The sequence below is a fragment of the Dyadobacter sp. 676 genome, assembly GCF_040448675.1.
Lineage (GTDB): Bacteria > Bacteroidota > Bacteroidia > Cytophagales > Spirosomataceae > Dyadobacter.
This window is the reverse complement of sequence record NZ_CP159289.1, coordinates 1,696,072-1,712,394: the sequence shown is the minus strand read 5'-3', so window position 1 is coordinate 1,712,394 and position 16,323 is coordinate 1,696,072. Positions and strand designations below refer to the sequence as shown.

The window sequence follows — 16,323 nt, the reverse complement described above, 5'->3', positions numbered from 1 at the left end:
GATTTTCAGGAAGAGACCTCCATTTTGTACCCTATGCCATGAACGGCGGTAATTTTGACAAGCGGGTCGGGTGCCAACAGTTTTCGGAGCCGCGAAACGAATACATCGACGCTCCGGCCGACGGTTACTCCTTCATCTTCCCAAACCGATTTGAGAATAAAATCCCTTTCGAGCACCTGATTCACATTCCGGGCAAACAGAGCCAGCAATTTGGCTTCACGAAAAGTGAGTGCCTGGGTTGCTTCGGTATTATAAAGCAATTGGTTGCCGGTGTCGAGCCACGAATGGCCGAATGCGAGACGCGCACCGGAAACCGGTTGAACCGGCGTCTGGATATTTTTATGCCGCGACCGGTTCCATGCGATAAAACCCAGTGCTGCGAGCGTCCCGCCGAACGAAATCAGCAACCAGGTGTTACTGGTCGGTCGGGGAGCTTCGGGCACAAACCGGATTTGCAAGGTATAACAACTTTTATCCTTCGCGCGGCCCGCACATGGAACGCCGCCCGGCCGCCCGAGGTCAAAAAACTGGTACCCGAGGCGAAGCGTGCCCGTTTCGCAATCCAGTAGGGCTACGTTATACGGACGTTCGATGCGATAGGCTTCCAGCGATTGTTGCAATAACGGAGGAAGCTTGTCATAATCGAGGGCGTGATTTATCCGCACGGAAAACGTGCCGGCATCCGACTGGCTCACTGGCTCGATCTTCGATGTCGAGTCGCTATTCGCCAGCAGCAACAGGTGTACGGTCCGCCGGAGTGCGAGGTTGACGTTCTCGGAAAACCGAACGGCATCGCTGTTTGCCCTGGCGGCGATGGAAATCATTCCCGACAAGCCGATCATCAGCAATAACCTTTGGAATCCCATTTTTAAATCCCCCATAAACAGTCCGGATCAAATTTAACGAATTTCAACAATTGTCCTTTTTTCCGTTCAGCACATAAAACCATTTGAATTGCGGGACTATTTGTGTGCTTTTGATCATAATGATCTTGCGCCCGGCCGCATTGCCTGGTTCCGCAGGATCGATAATGAGCTGGTCACCGGCTTGTGCCATTTTCAGGATTTCGGCGATTTCATAGCGCATGACGCTGTGATTATGCGCATAGGCATTAGCGTCCACGATCTTGCCGCCGCGTTTCAGGTAAATGTAGAACGGCATCAGCGACCTGCACTGCGAGCCGGGGGGCCTTCCGGCCAGGGCAATGACCCCGCGGGTAACCCGGGCGAATTGATCGGTCGACACTATGCTGCCGTTCAGCAGGAGTGCATTTTCCAGTGTGACGGGTGTTTGCGGCAGGGCTTCGGACGGTTGCAGGGTGCAGAGCAGGAGCCATAGCGGCACGATCCGGATGATCTGGTTTTTCATGTCGGCATTGTTTCAGGTGATAATTTCGAACTTGTCCAAAAGTACCCGGACGCCGCGAGCCAATCCGCTCCGACCGTGTAAAACATTGTAAACGAAATGTAAAAGATTGATTTTGGGATTTTAAAGTCATTTTGTAGCATGGAAAAAGTAATTCCGATTAATTTTCGGTTAAAGCAGAACATTATCACGGATTACGGTTGTTAAGATTTATGTAACACCACAGACAGTAGCTTGAAGAAAATAGCTTCTAACGACCCGTACGCAGCACTTCGCTATGCCGATTTCCGGTTTTTCGTATCCAATTCCTTCCTTTTTTCCGCCACGATCCGTATTCAGGAAGTGATCGTCGGTTATGAACTGTACAAAACCACGCACGATCCGCTGGCATTGGGACTCGTTGGTCTGGCGGAGGCTATTCCCTTCATTATCACCTCGCTTTTCGGGGGCTATGTCGCGGATCAGAAGAACAAGATATCGATCATGCATGTCAGTCTGGTCGTGATTCTGCTCGGCTCGGGTATCCTTTATACGGCCTTTCAGCCCTCGGTATACAACCGACTGGCCGACTGGCAGCATTTGGCCGTGATTTATTCGGTTTTCGGGTTGATTGGTTTCGCAAAGGGTTTTTATTCTCCTGCGGCGAGTTCGTTGAAACCGTTCCTGGTGCCGCGGACGATTTACCATAACTCGTCTACGTGGAGTAGTTCGTTTTCGCAAGCCGGTGCTATTATCGGGCCTGCGGCGGCGGGTTTTTTGTATGCTTACCTGGGCCTTACCCACACTTTGATGATCGTCATAGGCAATTTCCTGATCTGCTGGTTTTTGTTGGGCCTGATCAAAACGCGGCCGGAGTTTCCCAAGATCGTTACGCCCATTATGGAAAGCCTCAAAGAGGGCTTCAAATTTGTATTTAAAACGCGTATAGTGCTATATGCTATGACGTTGGATCTGTTTTCAGTCCTCTTTGGCGGTGTGATCGCCCTGCTTCCGATTTTTGCCGAGGATATACTGAAAGTCGGTCCCGAGGGGCTCGGGTTGCTACGTGCTGCACCGTCTATCGGCTCGATGCTGACAATGTTTGCAATGGCCTATTTCCCGCCTACGCACAACGCCTGGCGGAATATGCTGGTAGCAGTGGCCGGTTTCGGCGTGTTTACGCTGGTGTTCGCGGTTTCTACGAATTTTATGCTTTCCTGCGCAGCGTTGTTCGCGACGGGCGTTTTCGATAGTGTGAGTGTAATCATCCGCCAAACCATTCTCCAGATTTATCCGCCCGATGAAATGCGGGGCCGCGTAGCTGCCGTTAACGGAATTTTCGTCAGTTCTTCCAATGAGTTGGGGGCATTCGAATCGGGTGTCATGGCGAAAGCATTCGGCACCGTGCCGTCCGTTATGATGGGCGGAATACTCACGCTTCTGGTAGTGACCTGGGTGTATTTGCGTTCGAGGGACTTGCTGGCGGTGAAGTTGAGTTAGCAAGCGATTGGCTTGTGCTTGGATAAATAGTTATTTTTGTAATACAACCGATCGACTCACCCATGTATATCTACAAAAATATCATCACTTTGGAAGTCGGAAAACGTGGTGGCAAGCCGTGTATCAGGGGAATACGTATTACCGTCGAAGATATTCTTCGTTGGCTGGCTTCTGGAATGTCGTTTGAAGATATTCTATTTGACTTTCCGGAATTGACGCGGGAAGACATTATAACCGCGCTGGAATTTTCTGCGGATCAACAGAAACGGACGCTTTTCGATGTAGCGGCATGAAAATTCTGATAGATCAGAATATTTCGCAGCGGATTTTACCTTTACAGCAGCCTTATTTTGACAATCTGGATCACCTTAAGTATGTTGGCCTTACGGATGCGGCAGACTATGACATTTTTATGTTTGCGAGAGCTAAGGGCTATCAGGCCATTATTACACTCCATGACGATTTCATGAAACTGATTAACCAGTTTCATGAACCCCCGAAAATCATCTGGGTCAGAACCGGGAATATTTCCACAAGAGTACTTTCAAACATTCTCGCGAATAAAATAGAGACAATTAGAGAATTCATTCAGGATACAGACTTCGATATTTATGAGGTTTTCAGGCCTTAATCAGTCACTTTTCAAACTCTTCACCGGATTCATTATCGCAGCCTTGTACGTTTGTATGCAGACCGACAGGGTGATCAACATGCCGAAGAGCACAGCGATAATCCCGAATATTTCCCAGCCGATCCGGATGCGGTAGGCATAACTTTCTAACCACTGATTTCCCAGGAGGGCGGCCAACGGGAATGCCAACAGAATGGCCCCTGACAGAATTGCCAGAAACTCTTTGAGAAAAAGCACGACCACTTGTATGCCCGTGGCGCCCAGCACCTTTCGGATACCGACTTCCCGCGTACGCCTGGCGACATTGAGTGAAACCATGCCCATTATGCCCAAGAGGACGATAATCAGGGAAAGCAATGTAGCAACCCGCGAGGCTTTTTTGAGCTGAATTTCGGTTTGATACAACTTTTGTAGCGTACTATCCATAAAGGTGTATTCGAATGGGGCGTCCGGCATGAGTTCGCGCCACTTGTCCTGAACAGCAGCCATAGTCTCTCCGATATTGCCGGGATTCAGACGGAGGCTGAGATACCGGTATGTATTGGTGCCGCGGACGTCAGCGAAAACGAGCGGTTTAATGGGCTGGTGCATCGATTCGAAATGGAAGTCCCGGACAACACCGGTGATAGCCAATGGCTTGCTATAAAAATGCACTCGTACCTGCTCCCCGATTGCCGCTTGCGCATTCGCGTACCCGAGGGATTTGATGGCAGTTTCGTTCATTACTACGCGATCGGGCTGGTAGGCGGTATGCGGGGCTTGAAGAAATTCTCCTGCGATAAGGCTGATGCCGTAAGTCCTGGCATAGGAAACATCCGTACGCAAAACAGTAGCAAGAGCGGCGTTTGTCGAATCCTGGCCGGGTTTGTAAAACCCAAAATAACTGCCGTTGCCATTAGGGATCTCGTATGAAAGCGTGATGTCTTTAACTTCTTTAAGCCTTCCGAGCCCGTCGCGTACCTGTTCCATTCTGACCAGACCGGCGGGCGTCCAGTCGCGGGGGACGCCGATGGTTACAAGCGATTCCTTCTCGTAACCGAGATTTTTACGGAAGAAATAATCGACCTGTCGTGCGACAATACCTGCTCCGGCAAACACGAGCAATGCGATTATAAATTGCAGGGCGATAAGAGACCGCCTGAAAACGATATTGTCCCTGACGGATTTCAATTTACCCTTCATCGATTCGACGGACGGTAGTCGCGAGAGTACTAATGCCGGGTAAAGTCCCGCGAGCGCCCCGATGACCGCCGAACCGACGACGGGGATCAAGAGCGAATAGGGCATCAGCGAGCGCAGCGACGCTATTTCTTTTCCCAGGATATCGCCGAAAAGCGGCCGGAGAAGTTCATAAAGACCAAGCGAAAAGCACATTGCGATGAGTGAGAGCAGGATGGACTCGGCGAGAAACTGTCCGATAAGTTGTCGTTTGAGGCTTCCGAGGACTTTTCGTACGCCTATTTCTTTTAAGCGGGATGACGAATTGCCGATGGAGATATTGACAAAATTCACAATCGCCATTACCAGGATGAAGACCGTAATGCCGGAAAGCGTAAAGATCATCCGGTCGACGATTCCATTGTTCGCTTCGCGGTAGTATTCGTTGAGCGGGGTCAGATATACTTCGAGGTTAGTTCTGATCGCTTCTGATGCGTGCGTTGCGAGTTCCTGGGCTATCGGTTTGGCGAGGTCGGCGGGAGTAACGCCTTCCTTCAATTCAATGTAATTAACCATGAAGGCAAAACCCCAGTTGTCTTCCGAGCCTTTGCGGCCTTCGAGACTGCTGAACGGGAAGAAAATCTCCGCCCCGCTGGCAAGCAAATGCGTCACCGAATTGATAGGTGGGTTTTTCATGACCGCAGTGACCTGGTATTCCTGTTTGCCGCCAAGGAAATTGTGCAAAGTAAGCGACTCGCCCACGACGTCCGTCCTGCCGAAGTATTTCAATGCCTTGTTTTCGGTAATCACAACCGAATTAGGTGCGTTCAGCGCAGTACGTGCGTTGCCATGCAGGAGTGAGAAACCGTACATGCCGAGCAGGGTGGAATCGCCGGTTTGCACGTCCTCTCTGAAATGCTTGTCACCGTGCGAGACCGCTACCGTAATGGCGTCGTAACGGTAATAGTTTGCAACAAGACCCGGATAATCCGTTTTGAGGGCTTTCCCCAGCGGGCCCAGGGTGGTTATATCCATTCCCATATTCGGGTCGGTCCAGCGGCTGCGGATGATGTATTGGTTTTCGGCATTGCGAAGGTTGCGGTTGACCTGCCATTCGCCCCGGATGTAACTTATCATCAGGAGCGAGAAGGTCATCCCGACGGTAAGGCCGAGAACGGTTACCAGTGTATAAAAACGGCGTTTCAGCAAATTGCGCCAGGCGGTTTTGAAGTAGTTTTTTAGCATATTTCAAAACTATGCAGATTATCAAAATGCTGATTATCAGTAGTGGTTAGTTTAACTTTTTTTAACAGCGAAGGATGGAGGAAGGAAAGGTTTCCATTTCTTCCTCCTCTACTCCGTTCTCAAAGCTTTAACAGGGTTCGTCAGCGCCGATTTCAATGCTTGTGAGCTTACCGTCGCCAGTGCGATTACGATGGCGATAATGCCGGACAGCGCGAATACCCACCAGGACAGCGTTTCGCGGTACTCGAAGTTCTGAAGCCATTTGTCCATTGCATACGCGGCCACGGGAGTCCCTATGACGATGGCGATCAGTACGAGTTTTACAAAATCAAGGGAAAGCATAAGTACGACGTCCTGCACACTGGCGCCGAGCACTTTGCGTACGCCTATCTCCTTCGTGCGCGCTTCGGCCGCGAATGCCGCAAGCCCGAACAGTCCCAGGCAGGCGATGCTCACCGCCAGCACGGCAAAGGCCAGTAATACATTACCTTGCCGTTGCTCGGCCCGGTATTGTTTAGCAAAATTCTCGTCCAGGAAATGAAATTCCGGAGTAGCTTCGGGATCGAATGTCTTATAAATCCGCCGAATGTAGGCCAGTGCCTCGGCCGTTTTTGCAGGGTTAATACGGACATACATATTATCCTGCTCCGACGGTGGGGCGAACCGGATCACCAGCGGCTCGATTTTGTGTTGCAGGGAATAAATGTGAAAGTCGTTTGTTACGCCCGCGACGGTCAGCTCGGATGTATTACCGCCGCTATCGGCCGGGAATCGCATTCTTTTCCCGATCGGATTTGTCCAGCCCTGTTTCCTTACCAGCGCTTCGTTCACGAGTACCGCACCGGAGAGGTCTGCGGGGGAATTTTTGCTAAAATCGCGGCCGTTCAGGAGCTTGATCTCCATCGTGCGCAGGTAGTCCGCATCGGCCATGAACCGTTGCGTAATCTGCGGGGTAGAAGGTATTTCGCCGCTATTGGTTTCGATAAACAATGCAGTAGACCCAATGCTGTTGTTGCCGATGGGGTTACTGGCAGCCGCGGCGCTTTCGATCGCCGGATTTTGTTCCAACTTTTCCTTCAATGCGCCCACCTGGCTCCGCACTTCGTTTTTGTCGATATGGAAAGTCAACACCTGCTTTTTGTTAAAACCCAAATCTTTATGGTTCACATACCTGATTTGTTTGTACACAATTCCCGAACAGGCGATCATCGCTACCGTAGCCGCAAACTGGAACACCACCAGCGATTGCCTGAAACCAACTCCGCCCGATTGCTCTCCCGGTTGTCCCTTCAAGGCAATCACCGGTCGGTAGCCGGAGAGCATCAATGCGGGGTACAGCCCGCTAAGCAGGCCGATCAGAAGCAGAAAAACGCCTGCAACGCCCCATGTTAATAATTCATTGTTTTGAAAGTCGATGCTCAATGTTTTTTCTGCCAGTTGATTGAAAAGCGGCAATGCAGATTTGGCCAAAAGAAAACCCGCCAACCCGGCCAGACCGGTCATCAGGATCGATTCTGTCAAAAACTGTCCCACGAGCTGGAATCGCCGGGAGCCGATTGCCTTGCGCACGCCGACCTCGCGCACGCGTTTGAGCGAGCGGGCGGTGTACAGGTTCATATAATTGATACAGGCGATGATCAGGATAAGCAGGGCAATGGCCGAGAAAATATAAACCGTATGGATATTCCCGTTCGCACTGATTTCATAGTCCAGATGCGAGTGCAGATGAATGGAAGTCAGCGGCTGCAATCCCATATGGTAATCGGCATTTCCCATTTGTTTTTGCAGGTATTTGGCATAAAATGCCGGGAATTTGGCTTCGAGTTTCCTTGCGTCCGCCCCTTTTCTCAAAAGCAGATAGGTGTAAATATCCCCGTCCTGCCAACCGCCGGCGTAACCGGCCGGTAACGAGCGCAATGCGCTGAAATTCAAGTGAGAGTTGGCCGGGGCGTCTTCCATGACGCCCGTTACGGTGTTGGGGAAATTGTTGGAAAAAAATACGGTTTGACCCATTGCCTTCGACGCATCGCCGAAAATCCGGATGGCGAGTGTTTTGGTTAAAACGATTTTTTGTGGTTCGCGGAGCGCGGTAGCAGGGTTCCCGTAAATAAATGGGTAGGAGAATATGTCAAAAACGGATGCGTCCGCGAAGTAAATGTCATTCGCGTCGATCTGTTTTTTCACCGAACCGGATCCTGCCGCCACCTTCGGCGCTGATCCGGACGGTCTTTTCGATTTCAGGATATTCATTCCGCAATGCCTGCGCAAACGGTGCCGACGTCGGGGCAAGTTTGAAACTGCCGGTAGCCCATCGTGCTTCCTGCGTAACCCGGAAAATACGGTCCGCTTTGGCGTGGAAGCCGTCGTAACTGACCTCGTCGGCCACGTAGAGCAACATGAGCCACACGGCGGCGATGCCGATCCCGAGCCCCAGGATGTTGAGTCCGCTGAACAACCGTTGTTTACGGAAGTTTCGGATGGATATTTTGAGGTAGTTAAGTAGCATGGGGGAAGCCGGTTTGTTAGTCAGCACCATTAAACGAGTAAATTATATGCCAGTGCTATTATGGGCTGATTAGTAGTGTATTATGAAGGTTTATACGGGTAGGATTGTTCACTACCGGACATCCCTGTTCAGCGACGTACGCCGGTTTACAAAAAATTAAGACGGGATTTCGGCCGGCGGATGGATAGGCAATGCCGTCAAAATCCCTAATTTTGCCAAATTCATGATTTTGATGGATTTAATAGTCTTTTTTCTTATTGATTTTAAACAAATAGAATGAGCCAGGCACCTGCTACCTCTCTGCAAGACATTGTTGGGCACGCGAAGGAATACGGTTTCGTGTTCCCTTCTTCCGAAATATATGATGGATTACAAGCCGTTTACGATTATGGCCAGAACGGCGTCGAATTGAAAAACAACCTCAAAACCGCCTGGTGGAAGGCCATGACGCAACTGCACGACAATATCGTCGGTATCGACGCGGCGATTTTCATGCATCCGCTCACCTGGAAGGCATCGGGCCACGTCGATGGGTTCAACGACCCGATGATCGACAACAAAGACTCGAAAAAACGTTACCGCGCCGACCAGCTGCTGGAAGGCAAAGCGGAACAATATGAAAAAGAAGGCCATCCCGAAAAAGCCAAAGCGTTGCTGGCTGAAATGGGCCGTTTGCTCAGTGCGGAAGATTTGAACGGCGTTCGCGAACTGATCATTGCGGAAGATATCAAATGCCCGGTGTCGGGTACAGCCAACTGGACCGAGGTCCGTCAGTTCAACCTGATGTTCAGCACACAGGTGGGATCGGTAGCTGAGGAAGCCAATATGATCTACCTCCGACCGGAAACCGCGCAGGGTATTTTTGTGAACTTTTTGAATGTGCAGAAAAGCGGCCGTATGAAGGTGCCTTTCGGCATCGCACAGATCGGCAAGGCGTTTCGTAACGAAATCGTGGCACGTCAGTTTACATTCCGTATGCGTGAGTTTGAGCAAATGGAAATGCAGTTTTTCGTACGCCCTGGCACCGAAATGGATTGGTATGCCAAATGGAAGGAAGCCCGGATGAAGTTTCACAAGGCGATCGGTTTGCCGGCTGAGAAGCTGAAATTCCACGATCATGAAAAACTAGCGCATTATGCCAATGCTGCTGTCGACATCGAGTTCGAATTTCCATTCGGTTTCCGCGAGATCGAAGGTATCCACTCGCGCACCGATTTCGACCTGCGCAACCACCAGGAGCTTTCGAAGAAGAAGCAACAGTATTTCGATGCGGATCTGGACGAGAATGGCAAGCCTTATGGTAATTACATTCCTTACGTGGTAGAAACATCCGTAGGCGCCGACCGGTTGTTCCTGGCCGCATTTTGCAATGCCTACACTGTAGAAACGGCTGGGGAAGGGGAGAATGCCAAAGAGCGCACTTTGCTGAAACTGCACCCCGCATTGGCGCCATTCAAAGCGGCGGTATTGCCCTTGGTGAAAAAGGATGGTTTGGCAGAAAAAGCGCAGGCGCTGGCGAACTCGCTGAAATCCTCTTTCCGCACGGTTTATGACGACAATGCGGCGATCGGCAAGCGGTATACCCGCCAGGACCTGATCGGAACGCCGTTCTGCATCGCGGTGGATTACCAGACAATGGAAGACGACACCGTCACGATCCGCCACCGCGACTCGATGGAACAGGAACGCGTCCATATCAGCGAATTGAAAGATAAAATTGGTTATCAGGTAGCGATCGAGCGCATTCTCGAAGCGATTTAACCGACCGGCTAATATATTGAACGGGGGCTGTTCTTCTCAAAGCAGCCCCCGTTTTGTTGGTATGAACGGCTGTTAGTCAGCACAATGCAGCAGGGCCATAGCGGGAGGCGGCCAAAATGCATTCGCCATTGGGTCAATGATTATGCTGCAAAATCGGTATTGGTAGCTAAAATGCCCATTATTTAGTAACTAGACGGCTTTAAGACACCAATCGAAGCGAAATGATCAACCAGCTTTACGATACTTCAATGAGCCTTCTTACCGATCTTTACCAGCTTACCATGGCTTACGGCTATTGGAAATCGGGCAAAGCGGAGCAGGAAGCGGTTTTTAACCTTTATTTCAGAAAACATCCTTTCGCGGGTGGGTTTACGGTCGCGGCCGGGCTTTGCAGCGTCATCGAATATTTGCAGGATTACCGTTTCAATGAGGAAGACCTGGCCTATATCGGCTCGCTCACGGGCAGCGATGGTAACAAGCTTTTCGATGACGGTTTTCTCGAATATTTGAGGAAGCTGGAACTGCATTGCAGTATCGACGCCATTCCGGAAGGTACTGTTGTTTTTCCCAATGAACCGCTTCTCCGTATTCAGGGGCCGATTTTGCAATGCCAGCTGCTGGAAACGCCATTGCTCAACCTGATCAACTTTCAATCGCTAATTGCCACCAAAGCGGCGCGGATGAGGCTCGTCGCAAAAGATGATGTATTGCTAGAATTCGGCCTGCGTCGCGCACAGGGACCCGATGGTGGTGTAACAGCCAGCCGGGCAGCCTATATCGGCGGGTTCGACGCTACTTCCAATGTCCTTGCGGGGAAATTTTACGATATTCCGGTGAAAGGTACCCATGCCCACAGCTGGGTAATGTCGTTCGACAGCGAACTGGAGGCTTTCGAAACTTACGCGAAGCACATGCCTAACAATGTGACTTTGCTGGTGGATACCTACGACTCCCTGAATGGCGTCCGGCACGCGGTGGAGGTAGGAAAACAGCTGCGCGCCGGCGGTCACGACCTGGGCGGTATCCGTCTCGACTCCGGCGATTTGGCCTACCTGAGTATCGAAGCGAGGAAAATATTGGACGAAGCGGGCTTCGAAAAAACGAATATCGTGGCCAGTAACGACCTCGATGAGTACATTATGGACAGCTTGAAAATTCAGGGCGCGAAAATAAATGTATGGGGGATCGGTACCAAACTCGTTACGGCCTATGACCAGCCTGCGTTGGGTGGGGTTTTCAAGCTGGCCGCAATCCGCACCGAGTCCGGGGAATGGGACTACAAACTGAAGTTGTCGGAACAGGCGATCAAGGTTTCGACACCAGGCATTCAACAGGTGAGAAGGTTCAGGGATTCAAATGGTTTCGTTTCGGATATGATATTTAATACCGAAACGCCGCTGATCGGGAAAGCCACGATGGTAGACCCATACGACTTTACTAAAAATCGTTCGTTCGACGAGTCGGTGCCTTACGAGGATTTGCTCGTCCCCGTTTTTGCGAAGGGTCAGTTGATCTACAAATTGCCTTCCGTACATGAGACGCGGCAGCGCGTGCAGGATCAGCTGGCACATTTTTATAAGGGAATAAAACGATTTGTAAACCCGCATACCTATCCGGTAGGCCTTGAAAAAGATTTGTTTGATTTAAAAACCAACCTGATTTTTAAACTTCGCGCCGGCAACGAGGCGTGAAAAGCAATTGAGTATGCAAGAGTTAACACATCCGAACAGCGAGATCCTCAAAGATCTGATCAACTACAAAATGCCTTTCGGCAAATACAAGGACCATGTCATAGCAGACTTGCCCGTTTCCTACCTCGAGTGGTTCTACCGCGAAGGGTTTCCATCCGGCAAGCTGGGTATGCTGCTGGGTACCATGCTGGAAATCAAGATGAACGGCCTCGAATTCCTGATTCAGGGGTTACGGAAGGTGGCCTAAAACAAAAATGCCGGTTCCGGGGTACGGAGCCGGCATTTTTGTGCCCGGAGCAGCTATTTTTTCTCAGGCATCAGCACCACTTTGATGAAATTGTCGTCATTGAAGTATTTCTGTGCCGCAGCTTTGGTGCTCGCTACAGTCACCGATTTGAGTAACCGGTCCTGTTCGAATATTTCATTCAGATCGTCGCCGAGGAATGTGTTGTCGTCCAGGTAGTCGAGCCAAAAACCGTTCGTTTTGAGTGCGGTTTCCGTTTTGCGCTGCGTTTCCGCTACAAATTTCTCGATATCCTTGGGGTCCGCTCCGTTAGTTTTGATCTTGTTGATTTCTTCCTGCGCCCTTTTCACCAGTTTGTCCACATTCTCGGGAGCACAGCCGAAGCCAATGGAGAACCGGTAATGGCCGGTCGGGAATTTATCGGTGCCCTCGGAAACGCTTACACCGTACACGCCACTCTCTTCCTCACGCAGCGATTCGATTAGTTTGATTTGCAAAATCTCCTGCAATGCCTCGATCTGGATATTGTTTTCCGGGTTGTAGTCGTATTCCCCGCTCGAAACCAACGTTACCCTGCTTTTGGGTTCGAGGCCTTTATAAACCACCTTTTCGATACGCCCCTTTGGCGGGAAAATATTCGGATGGTTAAAAGTATCGTCGCGGTCTGTCGACGGCAGGCTGCCGAGGTATTTTTCGATCAATGGCTTAATCGCCTCCGGCTTGAACGCGCCCACGATCGTGAAAACGAAATCCGAAGCATCGGCAAAGCGGTTTTTGTAAATTTCAAATGCACGGTCGAGGCTTACTTTATCAATGCTCTCCGGTTTCAGCGGTTGGCGTTTCGGATTGTGGCTCGTAAGCACGGCATTCAGCGAGTCGGAAAACACTTTCTCCGGAGTCAGGGTTTTTTGCATATTTTCAAGGTAGGCCCTCTGGTTGGCGAGAATGCCCGCCACCACATCGGCATCTTTGCGGGGCTCCGTGAAATAAGCGTATATAAGCTGCAATGTCGTTTCGAGATCCTTAGGGTTGGTGTTTCCCCCAACTCCCTCAGTAAGTTCGCTCAAATATGGGCCGGCACTGGCTGTTTTACCCGCCAGGTACTTTTGCAGCTGCGTCTGGTTGTAAGGCCCCACACCGCCCGACTGAACGAGATAACTCGTGAAAATGCCTGTTTCGCGTTCACCTGGAAAGAGGGAATAGCCACCTTTCGCCGTTGCCTTGATCAGGATTTCATCGTTTTTGAAATCCGTAGGTTTTAAAAGCACTTTTACGCCGTTCGAAAGGGTCAATTCCGTCACCCCAAGTTTTTCCAGCGTTTTTTCGGCTGTGATTTTCCCGGGAGTCGGCTCTGCTTTGAGCAGGGGAGCGTCCACCACGTCGTCGACATAGGCGGTTACGTCCTTACCCGCTTCGTTCAGTAACGTGCGGATTTCCGCCTCGGTGGGCAATGCGTCCTTGCTTTTTTCAGGACCCATAATCACCACAGCCCTGTTTTTGTCGCTAATGTATTTTTTAGCCAGGCCATTCACTTCCGCCAGGGTCACGCCATCGAGGTGTTTTTTCACGAATTCAAAATAAGCCTCGGCACCCATAAATGGCTTGTCGTGAAGGAAATGGTTGAGGTATTCCTGCACATGGTTCGCCGATTTGGTCTTGTCCCTCTCTTTGTAATACTCTTCGATGCCATTATAAAAATCCTTCTTCGCGCGGTCGAGTTCAGGCTGTGTGAATCCGAATTTCTGAACCCGCGCATTCTCTTCCAGCAAAGTGGTCAAGGCCCTTTTCATGGAAGCAGCGTCTTTCGCCAGGGCCATCGAAGTGTAGGAATCCAGGTTTCCCAGGAAATCGCCATACTCGGTCACGCCGTAAAGGAACGGCGGGTCGGCCTTTTGGGTAAGCTCCTGAATCCGCTGTCCCATCATCGCATTGTAAAGTTCCTGCGCAAAATTATCCCGCACATCCTGCAAGGTTTTCTCCTGGCTGTCGGGTAGTTTGTAAATGAGCTGGATCAGGTTCTGGGGGTATTCGGGATCGGTAACAATCGCCACTTTGGTGGAGCCATCCAGTGGAATTTCGTAGCGGGTACGTTTTTTAGGGTTAACGGGCGGTTTAATGGAGCCAAATTTCTGGGAAATAAGGCTTTCCACCTTCGCTACGTCGAAATCGCCTACGGCAATTACGGCCATCAGGTCCGGGCGGTACCAATCCTGATAAAAAGCTTTGATAGTTTCGGGTTTGAAACTTTTCAGAATGCTGTCTTTTCCGATCGGCAACCTTTCCGCATAACGCGAGTTGTTCAGGATCACTTTCAGAAATTTGTCGCGCATGCGTTGTTGCGCGCCACGCCCCATACGCGACTCTTCCAGCACCACGCCACGCTCTTTTTCAATTTCCGACGGATCGAGCAATGCGCCGTGCGCCCAGTCTTCCAAAACCTGGATGCCTTTCTCAAGCAGCCCCGCCGAGTCTGTAGGTATCGGCAGCATGTAAACGGTCTCGTCAAAACCGGTATAGGCATTCAGATCGGCGCCGAAGCGCACACCGGTCTTTTGCAGGAAATTGACGAGTTCATTTTTGGGAAAATGCGTCGTGCCGTTGAAATTCATGTGCTCCATGAAATGCGCCAGCCCCTGCTGGGCATCCGTTTCCAATACCGAACCCGCTTTTACGGCCAGCCGGAGCTCGGCCCGGTTCTTCGGTTCCGCATTTTTCCTGATGTAGTAAGTGATTCCGTTTTTTAGTTTTCCGGTCTTTACACCGGGATCGAGAGGGATTTTTTGAGAGCTCAAATTCTGCGCTGCTGCAACGGAAATGAAACCCCATCCGGCCAAGCAAAATGCTATGAACGCCTTTTTCATTTTTCTGATTTTAATTTGATATTATTCAGGAGAGGCGAAAGATATTGTTAAAGATTGCGATTGCAAAGTGAGCGCGGTAAATGTTTTGGAAAAACAAGGCCGGCACGCAAAAGAACGTGCCGGCCGCGTATTTCTTGTAAATTTTGTAACTATTTGTCTATTTAATGGGCTCCCGCAGAATGGTTTTCAACTTCTCCGGCGCCGTTTTCCGGAAGTCCGAAAGGTAAATTTCATGGTGCAGCCCGTTTTTTGAAAGCCCACGTTCGGACATGAATGCGCCGAGTTTTTCGAGCGTTTTCACTTCGGTATCGAATGGGCCGGTGTGTAACATCTGGGCCACTTTTCCTTCCGTCATTTCAAAAAACGAAACCTCTCCGACCGCCGGCAGGCCCTTCGTGGCAAAAGTGGCTGCGACCGCGGATTCGACGTCGTTTTCCGTCACATAATCCGGAATGCGGATCAGCAGGCGGTATTCCCACTCGCTGCGCGGGATCGTGGTGGGCGAGTCGGCGATAGACACCCCCGTGAAACGGCTTTCGTCGTACCACCATAAACCTTCGAGTTTAGCGACGACGAAATCCCTGTTTTTGGCTTTGAATGCAAATTTCAAAGCGTAGGCAACCGGATACAATGCCTGTATTTTTTGCATAAACTCCTCGCCCGACGGATCGCCCTTTCCCTGAATGGACAGATAGCGCGCCTTTTCGATATACTGCAATTCCGGTTTGCTTTTTGCGGTGTAATAACTTTTGAAATGTTTGGTGAGATCCAGTTTCTCCATGGCGGTTTCAGATTGATAACGCATGCAAGAAATGGTGGCCCGCTGACAGCTGTATGGCAGCAGGACCGTAAAAAATCAATGTGTCGCGGAAGGGCATTCAACCGGTTCGAAATGCAGGCCCTTCTCGAAATCCAGCTTGGAGCGGTTGCTGAAAACCATCGTTCCGGCGGAGTCCTGCATATTCCCGAATCCCTCGATCCAGGCCGGGCCCTTTTTCAAAAGCGCTATTTCGCGCACTGATGCTATTCCCTCCGAAGTAAATGTATACTTAGCCCAAATCGTATCTCCGTGGATTTTCCCCGCGAAACTTCCCCGATTACGGTCTTTTTCAAAAAGGGAATAGGATAGCTCGCCAGTGGCCGTGCCGTTTTCGCCGATGTGGAGACGGAAGAACGCCGAATCTTTGCCGACCCGGTACGCGAAGCAATGGGAGGTTGTGTCCATTGCCTGAATATTGGCCCGGGACGAGGTATCGGCAGCCATGTTGTCGGAAGCGCCGGGCTTTCCGGAGCAGGAAACGAGGCATGAAATGGCGAGCAGCGAAAAGAATTGTCGTATTGTCATGGTGGTGAGCGATGCGTGTTCGAATTATCAATATGAA

The 16,323-nt window shown here is 50.6% G+C and carries 14 protein-coding genes; 6 read left to right on the top strand and 8 right to left on the bottom strand.

The window, feature by feature from the left end:
• Positions 1–5: 5 nt before the first annotated feature.
• Positions 6–881 carry a winged helix-turn-helix domain-containing protein gene (locus tag ABV298_RS07810; RefSeq protein ID WP_353721592.1) on the bottom strand — a complete coding sequence of 292 codons (876 nt, stop codon included), beginning with the start codon at positions 879–881 and terminating at the stop codon, positions 6–8.
• A 28-nt stretch (positions 882–909) separates the two neighbouring features.
• Positions 910–1,368 carry a hypothetical protein gene (locus ABV298_RS07805; protein WP_353721591.1) on the bottom strand — a complete coding sequence of 153 codons (459 nt, stop codon included), beginning with the start codon at positions 1,366–1,368 and terminating at the stop codon, positions 910–912.
• Between the two features lie 231 nt (positions 1,369–1,599).
• Here ABV298_RS07805 and ABV298_RS07800 point away from each other — a divergent pair, with 231 nt between their 5' ends.
• The 3 genes from ABV298_RS07800 (at position 1,600) to ABV298_RS07790 (ending at position 3,475) form a co-directional block, all read left to right on the top strand.
• Positions 1,600–2,844: an MFS transporter gene (locus ABV298_RS07800; RefSeq protein WP_353721590.1), complete on the top strand. Its 1,245-nt coding sequence runs from the start codon at positions 1,600–1,602 to the stop codon at positions 2,842–2,844.
• 62 nt (positions 2,845–2,906) lie between these two features.
• Positions 2,907–3,137, top strand: coding sequence for a DUF433 domain-containing protein (locus tag ABV298_RS07795; protein WP_353721589.1), 231 nt, complete (start codon positions 2,907–2,909; stop codon positions 3,135–3,137).
• Positions 3,134–3,475 (top strand): DUF5615 family PIN-like protein, encoded by a 342-nt coding sequence (locus tag ABV298_RS07790; protein WP_353721588.1) that lies wholly within the window; start codon positions 3,134–3,136, stop codon positions 3,473–3,475. The genes ABV298_RS07795 and ABV298_RS07790 overlap by 4 nt, the downstream gene beginning before the upstream one ends.
• Here the strand turns inward: ABV298_RS07790 and ABV298_RS07785 are convergent, their stop codons facing one another.
• From ABV298_RS07785 to ABV298_RS07775, 3 genes are all read right to left on the bottom strand, one after another.
• Positions 3,476–5,878 (bottom strand): ABC transporter permease, encoded by a 2,403-nt coding sequence (locus ABV298_RS07785; RefSeq protein WP_353721587.1) that lies wholly within the window; start codon positions 5,876–5,878, stop codon positions 3,476–3,478.
• A 108-nt stretch (positions 5,879–5,986) separates the two neighbouring features.
• Complete coding sequence (locus ABV298_RS07780; RefSeq protein ID WP_353721586.1) at positions 5,987–8,062, bottom strand: FtsX-like permease family protein; 2,076 nt, start codon at positions 8,060–8,062, stop codon at positions 5,987–5,989.
• A complete protein-coding gene (locus ABV298_RS07775) occupies positions 8,037–8,384 on the bottom strand; it encodes an ABC transporter permease (RefSeq protein ID WP_353721585.1) in 348 nt (115 codons plus the stop codon). The genes ABV298_RS07780 and ABV298_RS07775 overlap by 26 nt, the downstream gene beginning before the upstream one ends.
• Before the next feature lie 276 nt (positions 8,385–8,660).
• On the opposite strand from ABV298_RS07775, the gene ABV298_RS07770 reads away from it, so the two are divergent.
• The 3 genes from ABV298_RS07770 (at position 8,661) to ABV298_RS07760 (ending at position 12,083) form a co-directional block, all read left to right on the top strand.
• On the top strand, positions 8,661–10,145 hold the full coding sequence (locus tag ABV298_RS07770; protein WP_353721584.1) for a glycine--tRNA ligase: 1,485 nt from the start codon (positions 8,661–8,663) through the stop codon (positions 10,143–10,145).
• A 221-nt stretch (positions 10,146–10,366) separates the two neighbouring features.
• The gene (locus ABV298_RS07765; protein WP_353721583.1) at positions 10,367–11,836 is read left to right on the top strand and encodes a nicotinate phosphoribosyltransferase; all 1,470 of its coding nucleotides are present in this window, start codon (positions 10,367–10,369) and stop codon (positions 11,834–11,836) included.
• A gap of 13 nt (positions 11,837–11,849) precedes the next feature.
• Positions 11,850–12,083: a DUF3820 family protein gene (locus ABV298_RS07760; RefSeq protein ID WP_353721582.1), complete on the top strand. Its 234-nt coding sequence runs from the start codon at positions 11,850–11,852 to the stop codon at positions 12,081–12,083.
• Positions 12,084–12,136: 53 nt separating this feature from the next.
• Here ABV298_RS07760 and ABV298_RS07755 read toward each other — a convergent pair whose 3' ends face one another.
• From ABV298_RS07755 to ABV298_RS07745, 3 genes are all read right to left on the bottom strand, one after another.
• The gene (locus tag ABV298_RS07755) at positions 12,137–14,941 is read right to left on the bottom strand and encodes an insulinase family protein (protein WP_353721581.1); all 2,805 of its coding nucleotides are present in this window, start codon (positions 14,939–14,941) and stop codon (positions 12,137–12,139) included.
• A gap of 157 nt (positions 14,942–15,098) precedes the next feature.
• On the bottom strand, positions 15,099–15,722 hold the full coding sequence (locus ABV298_RS07750; RefSeq protein WP_353721580.1) for a GyrI-like domain-containing protein: 624 nt from the start codon (positions 15,720–15,722) through the stop codon (positions 15,099–15,101).
• Positions 15,723–15,797: 75 nt separating this feature from the next.
• On the bottom strand, positions 15,798–16,286 hold the full coding sequence (locus ABV298_RS07745; protein WP_353721579.1) for a hypothetical protein: 489 nt from the start codon (positions 16,284–16,286) through the stop codon (positions 15,798–15,800).
• Between the last annotated feature and the right edge of the window lie 37 nt (positions 16,287–16,323).

Coding starts and splice junctions, on each gene's coding strand:
- ABV298_RS07750 (WP_353721580.1), bottom strand. CDS start 15,722: ATGGAGAAACTGGATCTCACCAAACATTTCAAAAGTTATTACACCGCA.
- ABV298_RS07795 (WP_353721589.1), top strand. CDS start 2,907: ATGTATATCTACAAAAATATCATCACTTTGGAAGTCGGAAAACGTGGT.
- ABV298_RS07745 (WP_353721579.1), bottom strand. CDS start 16,286: ATGACAATACGACAATTCTTTTCGCTGCTCGCCATTTCATGCCTCGTT.
- ABV298_RS07765 (WP_353721583.1), top strand. CDS start 10,367: ATGATCAACCAGCTTTACGATACTTCAATGAGCCTTCTTACCGATCTT.
- ABV298_RS07810 (WP_353721592.1), bottom strand. CDS start 881: ATGGGGGATTTAAAAATGGGATTCCAAAGGTTATTGCTGATGATCGGC.
- ABV298_RS07790 (WP_353721588.1), top strand. CDS start 3,134: ATGAAAATTCTGATAGATCAGAATATTTCGCAGCGGATTTTACCTTTA.
- ABV298_RS07770 (WP_353721584.1), top strand. CDS start 8,661: ATGAGCCAGGCACCTGCTACCTCTCTGCAAGACATTGTTGGGCACGCG.
- ABV298_RS07760 (WP_353721582.1), top strand. CDS start 11,850: ATGCAAGAGTTAACACATCCGAACAGCGAGATCCTCAAAGATCTGATC.
- ABV298_RS07785 (WP_353721587.1), bottom strand. CDS start 5,878: ATGCTAAAAAACTACTTCAAAACCGCCTGGCGCAATTTGCTGAAACGC.
- ABV298_RS07775 (WP_353721585.1), bottom strand. CDS start 8,384: ATGCTACTTAACTACCTCAAAATATCCATCCGAAACTTCCGTAAACAA.
- ABV298_RS07805 (WP_353721591.1), bottom strand. CDS start 1,368: ATGAAAAACCAGATCATCCGGATCGTGCCGCTATGGCTCCTGCTCTGC.
- ABV298_RS07755 (WP_353721581.1), bottom strand. CDS start 14,941: ATGAAAAAGGCGTTCATAGCATTTTGCTTGGCCGGATGGGGTTTCATT.